The 21,024-nt window shown below is 68.4% G+C and carries 13 protein-coding genes; 8 read left to right on the top strand and 5 right to left on the bottom strand.

The genetic code is table 11. The annotated features are described in order from the left end of the window. Positions 1-115: 115 nt before the first annotated feature. Together ACFPIH_RS14755 and ACFPIH_RS14750 are read right to left on the bottom strand one after the other, a co-directional pair. On the bottom strand, positions 116-2,788 hold the full coding sequence (locus ACFPIH_RS14755; RefSeq protein ID WP_381171833.1) for a hypothetical protein: 2,673 nt from the start codon (positions 2,786-2,788) through the stop codon (positions 116-118). Next, complete coding sequence (locus ACFPIH_RS14750) at positions 2,781-4,292, bottom strand: hypothetical protein (RefSeq protein WP_381171831.1); 1,512 nt, start codon at positions 4,290-4,292, stop codon at positions 2,781-2,783. The genes ACFPIH_RS14755 and ACFPIH_RS14750 overlap by 8 nt, the downstream gene beginning before the upstream one ends. 413 nt (positions 4,293-4,705) lie before the next feature. Here ACFPIH_RS14750 and ACFPIH_RS14745 point away from each other — a divergent pair, with 413 nt between their 5' ends. The 4 genes from ACFPIH_RS14745 to ACFPIH_RS14730 all read left to right on the top strand — a co-directional run bounded on the left by ACFPIH_RS14745 (position 4,706) and on the right by ACFPIH_RS14730 (position 13,158). Then, entirely contained in the window at positions 4,706-6,892 is a 2,187-nt protein-coding gene (locus ACFPIH_RS14745) for a hypothetical protein (protein WP_381171829.1), read from the top strand. A 41-nt stretch (positions 6,893-6,933) separates the two neighbouring features. After that, positions 6,934-8,574 (top strand): class I SAM-dependent DNA methyltransferase, encoded by a 1,641-nt coding sequence (locus ACFPIH_RS14740; RefSeq protein ID WP_381171827.1) that lies wholly within the window; start codon positions 6,934-6,936, stop codon positions 8,572-8,574. A 1-nt stretch (position 8,575) separates the two neighbouring features. After that, positions 8,576-9,883, top strand: coding sequence for a restriction endonuclease subunit S (locus ACFPIH_RS14735; protein ID WP_381172106.1), 1,308 nt, complete (start codon positions 8,576-8,578; stop codon positions 9,881-9,883). Positions 9,884-9,948: 65 nt separating this feature from the next. Then, complete coding sequence (locus ACFPIH_RS14730) at positions 9,949-13,158, top strand: type I restriction endonuclease subunit R (RefSeq protein WP_381171825.1); 3,210 nt, start codon at positions 9,949-9,951, stop codon at positions 13,156-13,158. A gap of 39 nt (positions 13,159-13,197) precedes the next feature. Here the strand turns inward: ACFPIH_RS14730 and ACFPIH_RS14725 are convergent, their stop codons facing one another. Further along, on the bottom strand, positions 13,198-13,350 hold the full coding sequence (locus tag ACFPIH_RS14725) for a hypothetical protein (protein WP_381171823.1): 153 nt from the start codon (positions 13,348-13,350) through the stop codon (positions 13,198-13,200). Between the two features lie 200 nt (positions 13,351-13,550). Here ACFPIH_RS14725 and ACFPIH_RS14720 point away from each other — a divergent pair, with 200 nt between their 5' ends. From ACFPIH_RS14720 to ACFPIH_RS14710, 3 genes are all read left to right on the top strand, one after another. Next, complete coding sequence (locus ACFPIH_RS14720) at positions 13,551-16,025, top strand: AAA family ATPase (protein WP_381171821.1); 2,475 nt, start codon at positions 13,551-13,553, stop codon at positions 16,023-16,025. Continuing rightward, the gene (locus ACFPIH_RS14715) at positions 16,022-16,429 is read left to right on the top strand and encodes a hypothetical protein (RefSeq protein WP_381171819.1); all 408 of its coding nucleotides are present in this window, start codon (positions 16,022-16,024) and stop codon (positions 16,427-16,429) included. The genes ACFPIH_RS14720 and ACFPIH_RS14715 overlap by 4 nt, the downstream gene beginning before the upstream one ends. 109 nt (positions 16,430-16,538) lie before the next feature. Next, on the top strand, positions 16,539-18,224 hold the full coding sequence (locus tag ACFPIH_RS14710) for a TIGR04141 family sporadically distributed protein (RefSeq protein ID WP_381171817.1): 1,686 nt from the start codon (positions 16,539-16,541) through the stop codon (positions 18,222-18,224). A 77-nt stretch (positions 18,225-18,301) separates the two neighbouring features. On the opposite strand, the gene ACFPIH_RS14705 is transcribed toward ACFPIH_RS14710, so the two are convergent. Further along, a complete protein-coding gene (locus tag ACFPIH_RS14705; protein WP_381171815.1) occupies positions 18,302-18,577 on the bottom strand; it encodes a DUF397 domain-containing protein in 276 nt (91 codons plus the stop codon). Continuing rightward, complete coding sequence (locus ACFPIH_RS14700; RefSeq protein ID WP_381171813.1) at positions 18,574-19,455, bottom strand: Scr1 family TA system antitoxin-like transcriptional regulator; 882 nt, start codon at positions 19,453-19,455, stop codon at positions 18,574-18,576. The genes ACFPIH_RS14705 and ACFPIH_RS14700 overlap by 4 nt, the downstream gene beginning before the upstream one ends. Positions 19,456-19,676: 221 nt before the next feature. On the opposite strand from ACFPIH_RS14700, the gene ACFPIH_RS14695 reads away from it, so the two are divergent. Then, positions 19,677-21,017: a hypothetical protein gene (locus tag ACFPIH_RS14695; RefSeq protein WP_381171811.1), complete on the top strand. Its 1,341-nt coding sequence runs from the start codon at positions 19,677-19,679 to the stop codon at positions 21,015-21,017. The last annotated feature ends 7 nt before the right edge of the window (positions 21,018-21,024 follow it).

Here is a 21,024-nt window from a genome sequence, read left to right as displayed (position 1 = left end):
CATGCACACCGCTGCCGATGCCGCGCGCAGCTTGGCCTCGACTGCTCGTGAGTGCGCGGTGATCGGGTGTCCGTGACGCGGATCTTCCGCGATGGACATGTAGAAACTCCCCAGGCTATGGCTCACATTGTGGTAGACGGGGTCCGACCAGGCCGAGGTCCGACAGAACTTGGTGAGCCAGTTCGAAGGGCCGGTTGCGGGGGCCGTGGGGTACGGAGGCGGCGGATTCGAAGCCGCGCTGTGCGGCGAGGGCTCTGGGGCCTACCAGTCCGGTGAGCCGGTAATGCCGCCAGAGGGGAATCGGCCGGCGGGCATCGACCACGATGAGGTCGGGCCGACGCCAGACGACCAGCGCCCAGGCTCCGCCGCCGGAGTCCGAGCCCGAGTCGGCCCAGGCCCCGACCAAGGGCGCATCCTCGGCGGCGCCGACTGCTTCGAGTGCCACCAGCGCGGGGTTGCTGAAGCGGCCGGTGACATGGAGCAGGAGTCGTCCGTGGCGGTGTACGTCGCGCCCCTTCTCGGCAAGGGACCATACGGCGTCAGCGAGGGGATCGTCCTGGACGACGTCCGACGCGACATCGAGCACGGCGGCCTGGTCGACGGCCGGGCCGAAGGCTGTGTCGAGCAGCGCCGTGTATTCCGCGACGTACGCGGAGTCCACCGCGGGAAGCAGGTGGCCGACTGCCTGGGAGGCTTCGTTGAAGGCGATGGTCTCGGGCGTGATCTCGTAGCGTGGGGCGTGGCTTCGGAGCACGGCGAGGGCGACTGCGGCGAGGCTGCCGACCTGGGGCTCGATCCGCTCGGGGAGATCGTTTCGGTTCAGTGCGCGCACGGCCTGGGAGAGCAGCGGCAGCCAGTCGGTGTGTGCCGGAGGCCAGGCGCCTGCCGCGACGGTCCACAGGGTCAGCCGGACGACGAGCATGCGCTCCGGAGGGCCCAGATGGGGAGCGAGGGCGACGAGGCGCTCCACCCAGCGCCGGTATCTACGGCGGACTTCCTGGTCGGCCTGCCGGAGGTCGGGCAGGGTGGTGGCACTGCTCGCTTCGGCACTGGCTGCCTCGGGGTCGTCCTCTGCTGCCACGGCCTCGGCGTCGTCCTCGTCGAGGGCGGCTTCGATGTCGTCGGTGAACCGCTCGTCCCAGGAGACGGGCAGCAGGTCCTGAAAGGGTGTGCTGGTGTCGGTGGGCAGGGGGAGCCCCAGCGCGAAGCGAGTGAGCGGGTGTCCGACGCGTCCGGCGCATTCGTCCAGGTAGCGCTCCCAGCCGTCCTCGTCGCCGTCCAGCGGGGCCGTAGCGACCCCACCGCCAGTGCTGCTGCTCGCGGATACGCCCGCTGGGGTGGGGATCAGTCCCGTACGGAGGGTTTCCAGGTCGCCCAGGAATCGTTCGGCGAGCCGGGGATTGGCGAACAGGTCGGGTGGCCGTGTCGTGGGGGCCTGGGACTGGGCCGGGGTCATTCGGCACAGGGCCCGGTCAGGGTCGACGACGAACACGATGTTGCCGAAACTTGGTACGCCGTCGCTGTCGACTACGACCAGGCGCACACGGCTGCCCGCATCCGCCGGAGCCGTCACCGTCAGCGTGGCCTGTCCGGGCGGGATTTCGGCGATGCGCTCCCATGCCTCCGGCGGTGCTGCCGCCTGAGACAACTCCAGGTGAGCGGTGTCGGAGAGAGGCCGGGCCACGCTGATCTCCAGGCCGTCCGGTACGCGTAGGGCACCGAGCAGCAGCGGCCCACTGCTGGCGATGGGGCGGGCAAGGGGCGGGGCCGTGTGCAGCCGGGCGGCGGGCTCGTCGGTGCCGTCCGGGAGGAGGGTGGCGGGAATGGGGGCGATGACGCCGAGTTCGCAGTTGCCGCCCTCGCCCTGGGAAAGCAGCAGGGCCGCAGCGGAAAGGTTCGGGCTGCCGGTCAGGGCCCACCGCTGCCCCTCGGAGACCCACTCGACGAGTTTCCCGTGGCGGTACCGCTGGTCGTTGTCGCTGATGACACGTCCGTCGTACTCCTTCACCAGGGCGGCGACCGACGGACCGTCGAGATCGCTGAGCCCCGGCTGGTAGGCGAGGGTGAACCGGCTCGGACGGAAGCGTTCGAGCAGCCGCCGCAGTGCCATCGAGCGCCGGTCGTAGAAGGGCGCGAACACGGCCAGTTCGTCGACGGGTCCCTGCGGCAGCTGATCGATGATCGGCGAACGCAGACTGCTGACGACGCGGACCTGTGACGCCGTGGGTGTCCTGTCTCGGTGGAGCCGGTCCAGCAGTGCTGCGACCCGACCCAGCGCCTGTGGCACTCCGGCGGAGAACCTCACCTTTTCCGGGAGGTCACGCAGCCATGCCGACAGCTCCGGAACCGCGGTGGGACTCTGCTCGCCGTCCACCCGCAGAACTGTCCACAGTTCGGCGTTGGCCTGCCAGCCGGCCAGCGTGGTGTTGCCGGAGCCGAGGGCGATGATGGCGTGTTCCGGTCCGGCGAGGACGATCAGCTTGGGATGGAACGCGGCACCGTGGGCGTATGCCAGTCCGGCGAGGTAGCTCCGGCCGGCCCGCCGGACGGAGCGGGGATCGTTCCGGGCCATGGAGACATCTCCCGCCACGGTGACGCGTGCGCCGGTGGCCTGGGTGACGCCGAGGGTGACCTCCTCGAAGAAGCCGAGATCGGCGGTGAAGCTGAGGAAGAGTGCTTCTTCCAGGTTCCGCCCGCCCGTGCGCTCCTCGTCGAGGATGAGGGTCAGCGGAGAGGCGAACGCGGTTGGTGGCTCCACCACGACCGGTGCCGGTGCGGTCTCAGTCAACGAGAGCCCTCCCGCTACTGGTCACTGACCAGTGCTGGTCGTGGTAATGCAGTACGCCGCAGGTGGCCAGGACGGTCCCGAGCTGGTCCAGCCGTAGCCCGACGTCACCGCGCCCCTCCTGGCTTGTCCGGTACAGCAGCCCGCCCCGTTCGTGCAGCCGGGTCGGTAACCACAGCGTGCCGTCAGTACGTCGGCGGGCCTTGGCCAGCGCGATCCTCTGCGACCGCGCCACCAGGTCGTAGGTGAGTCGGCGGGCGACATCGCGTAGTTTCATGGGCCGCGCTTCGTCAAGCCGCCGCTGAACCCATTCCGGGCTGAGCTCGACACCGCGCTGGCCGAGGAACGCGTCCCGGACCCGACCGGTGAGTTCGTCCACCCGACGGGCATTGGTGGCGAGCACCCGCAGTTCGGCGAGGGGCAAGGGATCACCCGCCCACCGCAGGTCGTGCTCAGCGGGCAACGGTGCTCCGGCCGTGTTCTGCGTCGCGGGCAGAGAGGACAGGAACGCGTCCACCGTCATGTCGGGAAGCTCCGCGGCGAAGCGGTCGGCCACGTCCTCGATCGGTACCAGCCCGTCGACCTGCTCCACGAGCCAGGACCACAGGCGGCGCCAGGCTCCGACGGAGTAGTTACGCAGCACCACTCCGCGCCAGGCGCCGGCCGCGTCGATGCCGCTGGTCACGGGATCGGTGGTCAGGAAGTCGCCGAAAGCGAGCACATGGCCGATGTCGCGGGTGAAATATCGGACGGGATGTGTGGAGACCACACGAGCCAGAAGTTGAATCGTCTGTCGTCGTGTTGCCGAGCGGGAGCCTGCTTCGGCCGGTGCACCGGGCTCACACATGAGGTTCGCCAGCCACGCCCCGTCAGGATGCTCACCGCCCACGCACACGCACAGCCGGTCCCCGAAAGAGGCGAGATCATCCACGTTCAGCGTGTCCTCGGCGGCCAGTTCGAGCAGCCCGCCCAGTCCGGCTCGTAGTGCCGCGGTCTCAAGCCGCGGGCCGGGAACCGGCATGGGGCCCGCACCGAGGATGCCGAGCGCGACCTCGGATCCGGCGTACGGTGCCCAGAACCCCCATGAGTTGCCCACGTACCCGTCCTTGCCCGGGACCTCGGCTTCAGACGTGGTGACCGCCCCGGAGTGCAGCCGCCGGGCAAGGGCATCGACCCCATGAGCACGCGGCAGCCAGTCCAGAGCCTGTGGATGATGCGCGAACGACACGGCGGCCAAGGCCACTTCCGCGCGGCGCAGCAGAGTCTGGGCGGCCGGGACCGTCAGGTCCTCCCCGTCGGCTTGCGCCGCGATCAGCCCGTGCAGTGCGTAGTAACGCCCGTGCGGCGTCTGCGTGGTCACCCCGGGGACCAGGTGATCGACCATGCGCGCCACATGCCGCTCCACCGAGAGCGGATAACGGCCCGCAGCGACGTCCAGTCCGGGGCGGCTCCAGCCCGGTCCGTCCACGAGCTCCGGTGCTTGCCCCTTCCCGCCGACGGCAACCATGCGCTCAACCATCGGACCGAGAGCAGCTGAACACCGCTGGCCGGTGGGTGCGCCGCGCAGTGAGCCCTTTTCGGCAAGACGGACCGCGGCTGTGCTCAACCATTTCCCGCTGCCACCCCCTCAGTGCTGTTCAGTCGGGAAACTGATCCGTCATTCTGGCGCATCTATTGGGGACAGTGGCACTTCGGATGTGAATCACCCAGCCGAACGAGGCAGCTCGATGGGGCGACTCTGTGTCTAGGTCTGATAACCGCCATTATCAAACGAAGGTGCACTCGCGTAGCGGGGGCGGCGTATCGTCTTGTGGCGTCAGGCGAGAATCCGCTGTAAGCGGAGCCGTGACGCAAGACAAGGCCCGGCCTGATGGCCGAAGCGGCTGATGTGACGATAGATGAGCGGGGGGGGGGGGAGGGATGCGCACCGTGGTCACTGGTCTGCCGAACCCGGCACTCCGCTCCCCAGCACCGCTGCCCCTCCTGGTGTCGATGTCCGACATCGCGACGTTCGCCCGGGTGAAGCGCCCTGTCGTGTCCACCTGGCGCCGACGCCACCCGGACTTCCCCGCCGCGGTGTCCGAGAACTCGGGACGCCCCCTGTTCGACGGCGCACAGGTGACGGACTGGCTGATCGCCTCCGGCCTGGGCAACGCCGCCCCGCAGGAGCTCCGATCTGAGCTGGCCCTTTTCGGCATCATCGCACTGCGGGACCACTTCACGCCGTGGCAGCTGGTCGAGACGCTGGGCAGCCTGCTGTGCCTGCGCCGGCTCGACGGCCGGCCACTGGCCGACGACGGCGCGAACGCCTCGCCAACCTCCCCGCCCGACGCCGAAGCGGACGAGGCCCTCTGGTCCGCGCTGCTGCGCCGAGCCGAACGGATCGACGCCGAGGACGATTTCGTACTCCGCGAGCTTCGCGCGATCGACGCTACGGCGGCCCCGCTCGCCCGCCTCGCCGAGGACCTGATCGAGTCCGCCTACGACGAGCGCGGCGCGTACGAGTGGCTGCTCGCCGCCCGCTCCCGGCTTGGACTGGACTCCCTCGCCGCCGACGCGGTCACCCCGGAGCTGCGGAGGCTGCTCACCCAGCTCACCGACCTCCGCGTCCGCCTTGAGCAAGGCGAGTCCCTCACCCTCGCCGACCCGCACGCCCGCGCCGGCGACCTGCTCGCCACACTCCTCGACGACACGGAGGACCGCGACCGCGTCACAGTCCTCGCCGCCGACCCCGACGACCGGCTCACCCGCATCACCCGCCGCCGCCTCCTGCTGGCGGGCGTCGGCGAACTCGACCTCGACGTCCAGACCGGCCCCGACCTGGAGGAACGCTTCGCGGACCCGGACATCGTCGTCACCCAGCTCCCGTACCGCCCCGGCGAGGACCGCTCGGTAGCCGTCGTCCTGACGCAACTCGAACGTGTCGCCTACCTCCTCCGCCCCGGCTGCACGGCCCTCGTCCTCGGACCGGCCGACGCGCTCGTCGACGAACTGAAGAGCACGGAGGCCGCCCAGCTCCGCTCGGCCCTCCTGCGCGAGCACATTGTCGAGTCGGTCATCGCGCTTCCCGGCGGGGTTCTGCCCTTCCGCCCCGGCTACCGTCCCGCGCTGTGGACGCTCACGCGCGGTCCCGTCCCGGCGACGGAGGGCAAGGTCTTACTGGCCGACATCAGCTCGGAGCAGCTCACGCCGGGTGTGTGCATGCGGCTCGCCGAGGACGTCCTCCTCTGGCGGGCAGAGGGCTTCCGAGGGCTCGACGGGCACGACCCGCGCTACGGCCGTGTGGTCCCCGTCGCCGACCTTGACCGGGCCTTCGGTGGTCCCCTGACCCCACCTGCGCCACCCGCCTCCGCGATCTGGTCCGACAAGGTCACCGAACGCCCCGCCCTGATCGCCGAGGCCGAGGCCCGCCTGGAACGCGCGACGGAGGACACCCGGGTGTACGAGGGCGAGCGGGGCCCCTACCGAGGGGCAATACAGCGCAGGGTCGGTCGCCTGCCCAGGCGTACCACGCTCGGCAAGCTGATCACCGCGCGCAGGGTGACCCGCCTCCCCGGCCACCGTATTGACGGGAAGCACCTCACCAGGGACGGCCACCACAACGTCCTGGGGCCCGAGGAGATCACCGGCGAACGAACCGTGGGCGACCGCCGCATCGACCGTCTGCTGCTCGCGACGGCGTACGAACGGGCGGCGCTCACCGAGCCCGGTGACGTCGTCTACACCCTCGTGCCCCGCCTAGGCGTGTACGTCGACCACGACGGCTTCTCGGTCGTCGCGTTCCCGGCCCGCGTGCTCCGCGTCAACGCCGACGCCACCCGCCCACTCACCCCCCGGGTCCTGGCGGCCCTGCTCGGCGCGGCCCGTGGCATCGCCCGCAGTCCCAGCGCCGTACGCCCGGCCCGCCGTATCGAGGACTACCAGCTCCCAGACCTCGACCCGGACGAGGTCCTGCGCTTCGACGCCCTGCTGGCCGAGACCGACCGCCGGGAACGCCTGCTGCGCGCCCAGTCCGACGCCCTCGCCGAGGCGCGCAGTCTGACGATCGCGGGCCTGGCCGACGGCACCCTCACCCTCGACGAAACCCGAACCATCAACCGCACGTAACCCATCCACACCCATCCACCGACGAGCCGGAAGAAGGAACGATGCCTCCCCGCAAGCGAGCTGCGGCAGCCGCCGGACAGGGCGAACTGCTCAGTGTCTCCAGCACCAAGGAGATCCAGGACATCCTGTGGAAGGCTGCGGACAAGCTCCGCGGCTCCATGGACGCCGCCCAGTACAAGGAGTTCGTGCTCGGCCTGGTCTTCCTGAAGTACGTCTCCGACGCCTTCACCGAACGCCGCGAGGAGCTGGCCGCCGACCCCGAGCTGGCCCAGATCCCCGAGCACCGCCGGGCGGCCTTCCTGGAGGAGAAGGACGAGTACACGGAGAAGAACGTCTTCTGGGTGCCCCCGACCGCCCGCTGGGACTACATCTCGGAGAACGCGGCCAGCGCGGAGGGCGGCGTCGGCAAGCTCCTCGACGAGGCCATGGACGAGGTGATGAAGGCGAACAAGACCCTCACCGGCGTCCTCCCGAAGATCTTTAACCGCGACAACGTCGACCAGAAGCGCCTGAAGGAACTCGTCGACCTCATCAGCGACGCGCGCTTCACGGGGCATGGCGACCGCCCGGCGCAGGACGTGCTGGGCGAGACGTACGAGTACTTCCTGGAGCGCTTCGCGCGGGCGGAGGGCAAGCGGGCCGGCGAGTTCTACACGCCGGCGAGCGTGGTCCGTCTGATCGTCGAGGTCCTGGAGCCGTACGAGGGGCGGGTGTACGACCCAGCGTGCGGCTCGGGTGGCATGTTCGTGCAGAGCGGCAAGTTCGTCGCGAAGCGGCGCGGCAAGGACCACACGCACGACATCGCGGTCTACGGCCAGGAGGCCAACGAGCGCACCTGGCGCCTGGCCAAGATGAACCTTGCCATTCACGGCATGGACCCGAAGGGAGTCGGAGACCGCTGGGCGGACACGTTCGCGGACGACAAGTTGCCTGATTTGAAGGCCGACTTCGTGATGGCCAACCCGCCGTTCAACATGTCCGATTGGGCGAGGAAGTCGGACGACAGGCGGTGGAGGTATGGGGTTCCGCCGCAGTCGAACGCCAACTACGCGTGGCTCCAGCACATCGTGTCCAAGCTGGGGGACCGGGGCAGCGCGGGCGTGGTCCTGTCGAACGGCTCGATGTCGTCCAAGCAGTCGGGCGAGGGCGAGATCCGCGCGGCGATGGTCGAGGCGGACCTGGTCTCCTGCATGATCGCGCTGCCGGGCAACCTGTTCCGTACGACGGCGATCCCGGCGTGCCTGTGGTTCCTGACGAAGGACAAGGGGCCGCAGGGCACGAAGGCGCTGGAGGACCGGCGGAGCAGGGTGCTGTTCATCGACGCGCGCGCGATGGGCACGATGGTCGACCGCACGGAACGGATTCTCACGGAGGAAGACCTGGAGAAGATCTCCGACACGTATCACGCGTGGCGGGGCACCAAGTCGGCGAAGGGCACGGGCCTTTCATACGAGGACGTCCCGGGCTACTGCTACAGCGCGACGCTGGAGGAGGTCGAGAAGCACGACTATGTGCTGACGCCGGGGCGGTACGTGGGGGCGGCAGAGGTCGAGGAGGATCCGGACGCGGAGCCGGTGGGGGAGCGGATCGCTCGGCTGACGAAGGAGCTGTTTGAGCAGTTGGACGAGTCGGCTCGGTTGGATGCAGTGGTGCGGGAGCAGTTGGGGAAGATCGGTGGCTGAAATGATTGTCGCTGGTGTACCAACCTCTTGGGAGCAGTCGACGCTTGCGAACATTTGTGGGCGTGGCGGCGGAAATATCCAAACCGGCCCCTTCGGTAGTCAACTCCACGCCTCGGACTATGTTCCGATTGGAGTTCCCAGCGTGATGCCTCAAGATATCGGGGACAATGTAATCCGGGAGGACTCCATTGCGCGCATCACTCTTGAGGATTCTTTGAGGCTTTCCCGTTATCTCCTTGAGGCTGGTGACATCGTTTACTCGCGTCGAGGTGACGTGGAACGACGAGCCTTGGTTCGTCCAGAACAGGAAGGCTGGCTTTGTGGGACAGGATGTCTACGGATCAGGCCGGGTAGCGATATTCACTCGGCGTATCTCTCCTATTACCTAGGGCACCCCAATGTGCGGCAGTGGATTAAGCAACATGCGGTCGGCGCGACTATGCCGAATCTGAACACCAAGATTCTCGGTGCCGTCCCAGTCGTCACACCCCCTCTGAGAGAACAGAGGTCCATTGCGGCCGTACTTGGGGCGCTGGACGACAAGATCGGGGTCAACGAGAGCATCGCGGAGGCCGCAGGCGAGCTGGCTAGAGCGCAAATGAAGGCGCTCTGGAGGTCCCTGGGCGTCACGTCCCTAACGGCTGACGGCGCTCCTGCCGGGCCGAATGTGCGACGGACGACGCTTGGTAGATTGTGTGCCGAAAACGGTGGCGGAATCCAGACTGGACCGTTCGGTAGTCAACTGCATGCGTCTGAATATGTCGAATCCGGGACGCCTAGTGTGATGCCCCAAAATATCGGTGACAATGTGATCGCTGAAGATGGAATTGCGCGCGTTACGGCCAGTGATGCGCGGCGGCTTTCCAAGTATTCCTTGCTGGTCGGGGATATTGTCTATTCTCGCCGTGGGGACGTTAAGCGTCGAGCTCTAGTCAGGGAGTATGAATCTGGCTGGCTGTGCGGAACTGGATGTCTTAGGGTTCGATTGAGTGGTAGTCCTGCGGAATCGCTCTTCATGAGTCAATACTTGGGTGAGTCGGAAGTGCAGGACTGGATCGTTCAGCACTCCGTAGGGGCCACAATGCCGAATTTGAACACCTCGATTTTGGCTGCTGTCCCTGTTGTGCAGCCCTCCTCGCAAGAGTTGGAAAAGATCGGAGCGGAACTCGCTCCACTCGATGCGCGTACGACGCAGGGGATGCATGAATCCCGCACCCTAGCCGCCCTCCGCGACAACCTCCTCCCTCAACTGATGTCAGGCAAGCTCCGAGTCCGCGACGCCGAAAAAATCGTGGAGGACGCCGTATGACCAGCGGCAGCGAAGGTAACGATAAGCACGCTACCCCCCACACCCCCGCCCACCTCGACGCCAAAATGACCGAGTCCACCTGGGAGCACCTTGCCCTGGACGAACTCGCCCAACTCGCCTGGGAAACTAAGCCCGGCAAAGACCTCGCCCCCGGCACCGGCCACCGTCGCGACTGGGACGACCTGATTCTCCACGACGAGCTCCAGGCAGCCATCGAGAAGCTGAACCCGGAGCTGACCTCCGCCGCCGTCCACGAAGCCCTCCGCATTGCCACCGACCCCACCTCCCGCGAGGCGTACCCGGAGAACAAGCAGGCCCACGAGTACCTGACCACCGGCATTCGCCTCACCTACACCGACGAGTTCGGCGCCGAGCAAACCCCCACCGTCCGCCTCGTCGACTTCACGGACCCCGACGCGAACAGCTACCTCGCCGTCAACCAGGTCACGGTCAGGGACACCGACGGCAGCCACCGCCGTTTCGACATCGTCCTGTACGTCAACGGCCTCCCCCTCGCCGTCGTCGAGCTCAAGAGCGCCTCCGACGAGAACGCGACCCTCAAGTCGGCGCACGCCCAACTCCAGACGTACATCTGGGAGTTCCCGACCGCGTTCCGCTACAACGTCCTCTGCCTGGTCTCGGACGGCATAACCGCCAAATACGGCACAGCATTCACGCCGTACGAGCACTTCGCGCCCTGGAACGTCGACCACGAGGGTGAGCGCGTCGACACTAACGAACCTGGCTACGACGGCCTCGACGCGCTGAACCTGGCCCTGCACGGCCTTTTCACGCAGGAGCGGTTCCTCTCCCTCACCCGCAACTTCGTCAACTTTCCCCCGCCCAAGCCGGGCGAGCCGCTCTCCGGCAAGCGCATCGCGAAGCCGCATCAGTACTTCGCGGTGAACAAGGCGGTGGACGCCGTCGTCGAGGCGTCGCGGACGAACGGTCAGGCCGGCGTCGTCTGGCACACCCAGGGCGCGGGCAAGTCGGAGGAGATGGTGGAGACGGCCGCGCTCGTTCTCCGCCACCCGGCGCTCAACAACCCCACCATCGTCGTCATCACCGACCGCAACGACCTCGACGACCAGCTCTACGACACCTTCCTCGACAGCGAGTCCCTGCTGGAGGCGAAAGCTCACCAGATCGACACGCGCGAGGAGCTGCGTACCGAGCTGACGCGGCGCAACGTCGGCGGGATCGTCTTCACCACCCTCCAGAAGTTCGGCCTGAGCAAGGAGGAGAAGGACGCCGGCAAGTCGCACCCGCTACTCTCCGAGCGCCGCAACATCCTGGTGATCGTCGACGAGGCGCACCGCTCGCACTACGACAGCCTCGACGGCTACGCTCGCCACCTGCGCGACGCCCTGCCGTACGCCACTCTGCTCGCCTTCACCGGTACGCCGATCTCGAAGGCCGAGGCTGACACCCGTGCCGTCTTCGGCGAGTACATCGACATCTACGACCTGAAGCGCGCCGTAGACGACGGGGCCACGGTCCGCGTCTTCCACGAGCCGCGTGTCATCAAGGTCGACCTGCCCAAGGGTGTCGACCCGAACACGCTCGACGAGCAGGCCAACACGCTCACCGAGGGCATGGACGACGCTGAACGCCGCCGCGCCATCCAGTACGCCACGACGATGAACACCATCTACGGCTCCGAGGACCGCATAGCGAAGCTCGCCGACGACCTGATCGCCCACTGGGAGCAGCGCCGCGAGCTGGTCAAGCCCGACATCGGCGCCCCGGGCAAGGCGATGATCGTGTGCGCGACCCGTGAGATCTGCGTACGGGTCTTCGACGCGCTGGCCAAGCGGCGGCCCGGCTGGGTCAGCGACGAGGTCGACAAGGGCGTCATGAAGATCGTCTTCCACGGCGACCGCTCCGACCCCGAGCACATGCGCAAGCACTCGCTGCGCAAGTCCCAGCAGAAGGTCGTCCAGAAGCGCGCCAAGGACCCCGATGACGAGCTGGAACTGCTCATCGTCCACTCGATGCTGCTCACCGGCTACGACGCCCCGCCCATCCACACCCTGTACATGGACCGCCCGATGCAGGGCGCCAACCTGATGCAGGCGCTCGCCCGCGTCAACCGCCGTTTCCGCGGCAAGCAGGACGGCCTGCTCGTCGGCTACGCGCCGCTCACCGACAACCTCACCAAGGCCCTGCGCGAGTACTCAGACCAGGACCGCAAGGACCAGACCCTCGGCGCGGACATCGAGCGGGCTGTCACCGAGGTCAAGAACGAGATCGCCACCATCAAGGGGCTTCTGGCCGGGAGCCGTTGGAAGGAGTGGCTGGCCGACACCGGCCGCCCCGACTCCCGCAAGCGCGCGCTGCGCCTGACCGCCGACTTCCTTCGTGACCCGAAGAACCCGGGCAACAAGGTCGTGCCTCCCGCCAAGCCGCTCTCCGTCCGCTTCAAGGACAGCGCGGCCCGGCTGGACCGTTTCTACCGAGTCTGCGCGATGAGCAAGGAGATCGCCGAGCGTTGCGAGGACCTGGACGACTGGCGTCGTGACATCTCCTTCTTCAGCGAGGTTCGAGCCTGGATGATCAAGCTCGACGCCGCCCAGCGTGAGGCGAGCGGGGAGCCGCTCAGTGCCGAGGTCCAGCGTTACCTGCAAGCACTAGCAGCCTCGGTCGTCGACGCGGACGAGATCACCGACCTGTACGCGGAGGCCGGGATCGGCCGGCTGGACATCACCCGCCTCAACGAGGCTCAACTGCGGAAGTTGGAGAACTCCGAGACCCCCCACCTGGTCACCGAGGCCCTGCGCCGCATGATCCAGCAGAAGATGCGCGAAGTGACCAAGCACAACGTCGTCCGCAACGAGAGCTTCACCGAGCGCCTGAACGACCTGATGAAGCGGTACATGCTCCAGCAGCTCACCAGCGCCCAGGTCATCGCCGAACTCGCTGCCCTGGCACGGGAGGTGTCGGCGGAGGCCCGCCGCGGCGAGCGGTTCGACCCGCCGTTGACCCACGCCGAGTTGGCCTTCTACGACGCCGTCGCACACCGCGACATGGCAGAGGCGATGGAGGGCGGCGACGACACCCTCGCCAAGATCGCTCGTGCCCTCGTCAAAGACATCCAGAAGAACCTCTCCGTCGACTGGCTCTCCCGCGAACCCGTCCGGGCGAAGCTCCGGACCCGCATCCGCCGCGTGCTGGCGATGTTCGACTACCCGCCGGAGGAGGAGCGCGAGGCGGTCGACCTGGTTCTCAAGCAGATGGAGATCGTGGCCGCCCTCTGGGCGCCCGCGGCGAAGTAGCAAGGCATACGGGAGGGCGCCACCAGGGGTGCCCTCCCGTCACGGCCAGGTGCGCTCGACGCGGTCGTGCCGTACGGCGTAGGCCGCCAGGCCGCCCTTCTCGACGGCCCGGTGGATCACGTCACGGCGTGCGTCGAGACGCTCGACCGTCTCGACGCTGCGAAGCTGTTGGTTGTCCGGGTAGAACAGCACGACCCCGCGCTTCAGTTCGGGCTAGTTTATCTTCTGAGTTCTTTGATAACCCTGGTTATCACTGAGAACATGGATTGAGCAACTTCACCGCCTCTAACGTCTGTTCCGTAACACCGGGCTCGCGCAAAGCGAGAGGCTCACCCCTCTCGCTCACCGCACGAGCCCGGCCCCGGAACCGACCACGGAGGGCGGAGAGCACCATGACGGAACACCCCGCACAGAGCGAGCCGAACGCATCTGACCATCAGGTCGATCATCGCCGAGGCGCTTCCTCGACGCTCTCCCGCCTGACCGCTCGCCTCGAAAGCTCGGCGCTCGCCGAGGCACCCCGGGAACTCCTGCGAGAGGCACTGGACGCCACCGCGACGGAGTCCTCCGGCACCCCCGCCGCTCCGCACCCGGACCAGCGGGTGTTCCTTGACTCCATCAGCGTCAACGGCTTTCGTGGTATCGGCCGCAAGGCACGTCTGCCGTTGACCGCGAAGCCTGGCGTCACCCTCGTCGTGGGGCGTAACGGCTCGGGGAAATCCAGCTTCGCCGAGGGTACCGAGACGGCGCTCACGGGCCGGACCGCTCGCCTGGACAAGCAGCGGGGCGAGGTGTGGCGCCGGCACTGGCGCAACCTGCACGACGGGGCCGACCCGAGGGTCGAGGTCCGCCTCGCCATCGCGGGCGACCCTCGGCTCTCCACTCTGACGTGTGCCTGGCCCGGCGACGACGTCACCGCCCCCGAGGCCGAGTTCAGGCGGCCGGGCCACGGTCGGCAGCCCTTCGCCGGCATCGGGTGGGAGCGGGCCCTGAACGACTACAGCCCCTTCCTGTCGTACGCGGATCTCGACAAGGTCCTCAACGGCAGGCCCAGCGAGCAGTACGACTCGGTCGCCGCCATCCTCGGACTTCGCGAACTGACCGACGCGGACGACCGGCTCCAGGGCATCGAGAAGGCGCTTGACTCCGCGCTGAAGCAGGCCGAGGCGGAACGGCCCGTACTCGCCGAGGCGTTGTCCGCGCTGGACGACCCGCGGGCGGTACGCGCGCTCGCGGTCGTCGGCAAGGCGGGCGACCCCGACTTCGCCGAGCTCGACGCCCTCGTGACCGCACTGCCCGACGCGGACGAGGGCCGTCTCCGGGAACTGCGGACGACCGCCGCGCTGACCGGACCGGACCTCGGCGTGGTCGGCGCGGCCGTGGACCGGCTGCGCGAGGCCGTCGCCGTACTCGACGACGTACGTGCCTCGGGCGCCGAGGACGCCCACCAGCGCGCGGAACTGCTGGCCAAGGCCCTGGAGCACAGCCGTCGGCACCAGGACGAGGACACCTGCCCGGTGTGCGGGTCCGACCGGCCGCTCGACGAGGCGTGGGCCGAGCGGGCCGCCGAGCAGGTGGCGAGCCTGCGGCGGGAGGCCGCGACCGCGCGGGAGGCCCGCACCGGCCTGCGGGACGCGGTGGACGCCGTCCGCTACCTCGTCACGCCGGTCCCCGTGTGGCTGCCCGCCCCGCTCGTGGACCCGTGGGAGGAGTGGCAGGCGTGCCGGGCAATCGACGACGCCGAGCGGCTTGCCGCCCGCGCCGAGACCGCCGCGCTCGTCCTCGCCGACGCCTGCGCCGCGCTGCGCGAGGAGGCCCTGCAGGAGCTGGAGAAGCTCGACGAGGAGTGGCGCGCCTGTGTCACCCGCCTTGCGGGTTGGCTCGACCGGGCCCGGCCCGCGTACACCGGAAGGCCCCGGCTGTGCCAGGTCAGGGCGGCCCGTAAGTGGCTCAAGGAAGCGCGTGCCGAACTGCGCGAGGAGCGCCTGCGGCCGTTCGAGGACCACTCACAGCGGATCTGGGAGGAACTGCGCCAGCAGAGCAACGTGGACCTGCGTTCCGTACGCCTGACCGGCAGTGAGAAGGCCAATGTGCGCAAGCTGGTGATGGACGTGTCCGTCGACGGCACGGAGGCCGCGGCCCTCGGCGTGATGAGCCAGGGCGAACTGCACTCCCTCGCGCTCTCGCTCTTTCTGCCGCGCGCCGCCGCGCCGGACAGTCCCTTCGGGTTCGTCGTCATCGACGACCCCGTGCAGTCCATGGATCCCGCCAAGGTCCACGGTCTCGCGAAGGTGCTGCATGACCTTGGGGAGACTCGGCAGGTCGTGGTCTTCACCCACGACACGCGGCTCCAGCGGGCCTTCACCAACCAGGAATTCCCGGTGACCGTACTGGAGGTGGAGCGGCAGGGCGGGTCCGCGGTGACCGTGCGGCGGGTGACCGATCCGGTCGGCCAGGCCCTGGCCGACGCCCGCGCCCTCATCCGCACGCCGAACCTCCCGCCGGTCGCGATGACCCATGTACTGCCCAGCCTCTGCCGCACCGTCCTCGAACGCGCCTTCTCCGAGGCCGCGTGGCTGCGGCTGCACCGGGCGGGGATGGCCGAACACGAGGCGGAGAAGACCGTCGCGGGGGCCGTCACGCTGATGGACATCGCCGCCCTGGGGCTCTTCGGAGACCCGTCGAAGAAGACGGGTGACGTCTACCGCGAGCTGCGCAGGCGGTGCGGCCCCGGGGCGGTGGACCTCATCCGGCAGTGCCAGGAGGGCGCCCACCCGTCGGGCACCTCAATGTCGGACCCCCACCGGTTCGTGGACGACATCAAGGCCGTCGCCCTGACGGTACGCAAGCCCGAGGAGGGGCCGTGAACCAGACAATTCGCCAGCTGCTCGACACCGCCGGCCTGCTCCTCACGGACACCGGCGAGCCCGCCAAGCCCGCTGCCACGACCGTACCCGCTGCGTCCGCTGCCGCCGCGGCGAGCCGGTGTCGAGGTGCCGCCTTCGCCCTCCGTGTGGCGCTGGAGAGCGCGGTCGCAGACCGCCTCACCGCCTACCGGGCGCCGCGCGCGATTCGGGAGGGCACCCAGCGGGCCGCGTTCCTCTGGCTCCGCGGTTGCGCCGAAGCAGGAACGGCCCGCCAGGCGAAGGCCGTGTGGAGCCAGCTCTGCCTGGGATGCCACTACCACCAGTACGAGATCGGTCCGACGGAGGACCAGGTTCGCGCGTGGCATACCGAAGTCGCGGCGATCGTCGCCCTGTTGGCCCGCTGATCCGCGTCGGCGCCAGGAGAGGCGCTGCCGGGAGGAGACACGTGTGAGAACCACACCACGAGGACGGTTATCGCGACCGTCCACAAAGACCAGAATGAGGAGCGGCACCATGACGGCCCGTACGTCCAAGCGAACCCTGTACCGGCTCAGGGGTGTGCCTCCCACTGGCGACGAGATGTTCGACGCCCTGGACGCAGACCAGTTGGCAAGGGTCCACGCGGATTTCGACGTCCCCGAGAACCTCGGTGCACCGGCGGTCCTGGTCACCGGCAGCTTCGAGCAGCCTGTGGCGAGCTGGTGCGACGAGATCTTCCGGACGACGGGTATCGAGGTGTCACGGCCGGTCAACCGCTCGGCCGGCCTGCTGATGCTGGCCGTCGACGGTGAGGTGTACGCGATCGGTTACGACCAGGGTTTCCGCCTGGTGCCCGACCGCCTGAAGGACCACCGCTTCGGGCTGAGCTTCGCGTCCCGCCGGGTGGACCCCGCGAAGATCCGGGACCTGGTGTCGCACACTCCCGGCGGAGGGCGCACCGACATCACCCTGATCCCGAGCGGGGCCTCGGTGTGGAGCCTGGGCATCGTCGAGCACGCGCAGATCGTGCGCCGCCTCGGCGGCCACCTGGACAACATCCCGCTCACCATCTCCCGGGACAACCCGGGGAAGATCTCCAGCGCCGAGGGTGGCGCCGGCCTGCGCATGCGGCTCGGTGTGGAGGGCGCCGACCTGATTGCCGACATCCGTGCGATCGCCCGCGTGTTGCGCGAGGAGAAGCCGAGCCCAGAGCTGGAGTTCGTCGAACACGTCGTGCCCGTCGACGATCCCAACCTTGTCAGCCGCCTGGAGGCCATCCTCGATGACCTTCTGGGGCAGGAGCCTGACGGGAGAATCAGCGTCGCTGTTCCCGTCGACCATTGGGACGACTACATGGCCGCCCGGGCGTTCAAGGCCAGGATCAACAGCGACGCGGCCGGCCGGTCGACCGACGACTTCGACCTTGAGTACGTCCTCTGCCGTGCGCGCATCCAGTGTGCGGGCAGCCGCGTGGCCGCGCTCCGGGAAGGAACTGTCACTCTCTATCGGCATGGCCGCGCCGACCGGGCCGACGAAATCTGGACGTCCAGCGCGCTCCGGTGGATCGAGGCGGAAGTGTTTCTCGACTCTCGCCGATTCTTCCTGATGGACGAGCACTGGTACGAGATCGACCAGGAGTATCTGAAGGCGATTCGCTCGCACGCCGAACGGCTGATCACCGACAGCCCGTCCGTCGACCTGCCCCCGTGGGTCCTCGGTGAGAAGGAGCGCACCTACAACGCGTGCGTGCCGGACCAGCGGCCCGGGTACGTCTGCTTCGACCGCGACAACGTGCAGACCGCGCTGCACCGCGGGAACGGCGTGGAGATCTGCGACCTGCTGAGCCCGGACGATGTCCTGGTCATGGTGAAGCGTGCCAAGGGTTCCGACGCGCTGAGCCATCTCTTCAGTCAGGCGCTCGTCGCCGTACAGACGCTGCGGAACTCCCCGGAGGGGAGAGAACGGTTCGCCGAGAAGGTGGCGGCGGCTCGGCAAGGGCGCGGTCTACCGGAAGACTTCCGGCCTTCGAAGGTCGTCTTCGCGATCCTCCTGAAGGACGGCACCGACCTCACCGCCGACACCCTGTTCCCGTTCTCGCAGGTCACCTTGGTGCAGACGGCCAGGACGCTCGAAGCATGGGGTGTCCAGGTTGAGGTCGTCGGCATCGCCTCAACTCCGTCGGTCGTCACCTCGACTGGGACCCGGCGGTTGGTGGCGTAGCCGCCGCGCACCGTAGCGACGTACGCCGACGTTGCGTAAAGCCTGGCGAGATGCCGTCCCAGTTGGTGCTTGTGTGGTCAGCTGTCGTCTCGCCGTCCAAGCAGGCGGGCCTGTTCCCTCTTCAGCTGGGCGAACCCCTCCGCGCAGGCGATCCCGCTGACCAGCGCGCGAATCGCCACCGTCGAGAAAAGCAACGGCCCACGGCTGATGTCCTTGGAGTCACGCACTGCGGCGCGCTCGCCCAATTCGGCAACTTCCAAGCAGTCGTTCGCACCCCCGCTGTACGAGCTCTTCCGCCAGCGCGCGCGTGCGAGGTTGACGTCGTGCGGGGCGGCCATGCTGGGCGTGCTCACTCTTCGAGCTCCTTACTGATGCGTGCGATGTGGGTGCGAGTCTCCGACGGGTCGAGGGCGCTGTCTCTCAACTGATCGAAGATGTCCGTGTAGTTGGCCACGTCCTCAGGGGACTCCAGATACACGGAGTTCTTGGGGTTCTCCAGCCACACCAGGTCCGGCGTCGGGTGCGGGAAGGTCAGGATGACGAACGGGCCGTACAGCCCGGAATGCGCGCCGAGCGAGAACGGCAGCAGCTGTACCGTGACGTTCGGCTGCTCGCTCGCCTCCACCAGCTTCCGCATTTGGTCGCGCATCACTTCGACGGAGCCGACCGTCCTCCGCAGCACGGCTTCGTCGAGGATTGCCCAGAACCTGGCTGGTGTCTCACCGCCCAGGCGGCTGTTCTGCCGCTCCATGCGGACCCTGACCAGGGACTCGACCTGCGGCGGGGACAGGTCCTTCCTCATCTGGGAGATCACGGCGCGGGCGTAGTCCTCGGTCTGGAGCAGTCCCGGCACGAGCATCGGCTGGTAGCTGGCGAGATGCGTCGCGCCGGCCTCCAGCGCGAGGTAGCCGTCGTAGCGGGTCGGGGTGAGCACCGTCGAGTACTTGCGCCACCAGGGCTTTTGCTGCTCCTTGTCCGCCCGTACGAGGTCGAGCACGTCGGCCCGTCGGTGCTCGTCGTCGACGCCGTACAGGTCCAGCAGTGCCCGGACGAGGACCGGTGTTGTACCGCGCTCGCCGTTCTCGATCCGGCTCAGTGACCCCTGGTTGACCTCCAGTTGGTCGGCGACCTCGGTGAGGGTGAGCCCGGTCGCGTCACGTAGTTCCTTCAGCCGTGCCGCGAGCTGTCGCCGGTACACCGACTGCGGGACCGGGCTTCTCTTCAAGGCCATGCCGGAAGTCTCTCCGTACCGGTGACACCTCTACAACCCATACGGGTCAACTTCACCAGACATATTGCCTAGTTGACGGTTGCATCGGCATGCTGTCAGAAGTCACGGCGTGCGTTCGTACGGGCGTACGCCGCAGGCGACCGATGGGCGTGCAGGCCACGACCTCGCTACCGGCACGCGCCTCCACGTCGGTCCCGCACGCCGTACCAGGAGGATGGGCCATGCCACGGACAACGCTGCTCCGGCAGCTGCTCCAGCAACGGCACCTGACGACGCACGAGGCTTTCGCCACCCAGTACGAGCGGGCCGCCGCCCGGCTGGCAGAGCTCGATCGAGACCCCCGCCTGGCGTCCCTCCAGGTCTCGCCACGCCAGTTCGACCGCTGGTACGGCGGGGAGTTGCTGACTCTGCCCCGTCCTGACGCCTGCCGGGTTCTGGAGCACATGCTGGGCAGACCCGTGTCCGAGCTGTTCTCCACGGCGTACGACGGCGACTCCGCGCACGACCGCGACGAGGAGTCGAGCACGGGCCAGCAGGCGACGAGTACGCCTCCGCCACGCGAGGGCGACGAGAACCCATTGGACATCGTCACCCGCACCCGGCAGCTCACGGCCAGCAACGCCGACGATGCGACGCTCGCCTTCCTCGACTCCTCTCTGGAGGGCATCGCCAGCCGGTACGAACGGGACGGGCCGTACGTCCTCCGCCCCCAGGCCCGCCAGGTGCGGCAGCTCGCCCACACTCTCCTCGACGGCCGCCAGCCCCCACGCACGCGCCGGGAGCTCTTCCGCGTCGCTGCCCGCGCCTCCGGCCTGCTCGGCTACATGGCGGTGAACACGGGCGACTTCGCGCTCTCGGAGGCGTACTGCACCGAGGCCCGGGATCTCAGCCGTGAGATCGGCGACCTGGACACCGACCTCTGGGCGTGCGGAACCCTTTCCTTCGGCCTCTACTACGCCGGCCGGTACGAGGAGGCGGACGCCTGTGCGGCCGCGGCCGTCGAGCGAGCCCCGCACCACGCCCAGTGCATCCGCCTGCTCGCCAACGGACGGGCCCGGGCCCTCGCCAAGTCCGACGACCGGCGCGCCGTCGAGCAGGCCATCGGACAGGCACTCCTCCTCTCCGACCTCCATGGGGTACCCGTTGGGCTGACCTCCTGCATCTCCTTCGAGCCGTACGGGCGGGCCCGGACGCTGGCCAACGCCGTCACGTCACACGTGGCGCTGCGCAACACGGCCCAGGTAATGCGCGACGCCGAGCACATCGACGATCTGGTGGAGCACTCGACCTCCTCCTGGAGCCGTTCGCTCGTACGCCTCGACGTGGCCACCGCGCTGCTGCAGCAGCGCACGCCCGACATCGACCACGCGATGGCGCTGGGCCGTGAGGCCCTGCGGCTGTGCGGAGACACACCGATCAGCTCCGTCTACCAACGCTCCCGCGACCTGCACGAACAGACCGGGCCGTGGCGTGATCACCCGGCGGTACGCGATTATGGCGATGAGTTCCGGACCTGGAGCTCGCAGCCAGCGGCCCTGGCCATGGCGTCATCCGCGTCGTAGGCGCCGT

Source organism: Streptomyces vulcanius (genome assembly GCF_042653945.1).
GTDB lineage: Bacteria > Actinomycetota > Actinomycetes > Streptomycetales > Streptomycetaceae > Streptomyces > Streptomyces mangrovi.
The sequence above is the reverse complement of the archived record's forward strand: the minus strand, read 5'-3'. Positions and strand labels throughout refer to the sequence as shown.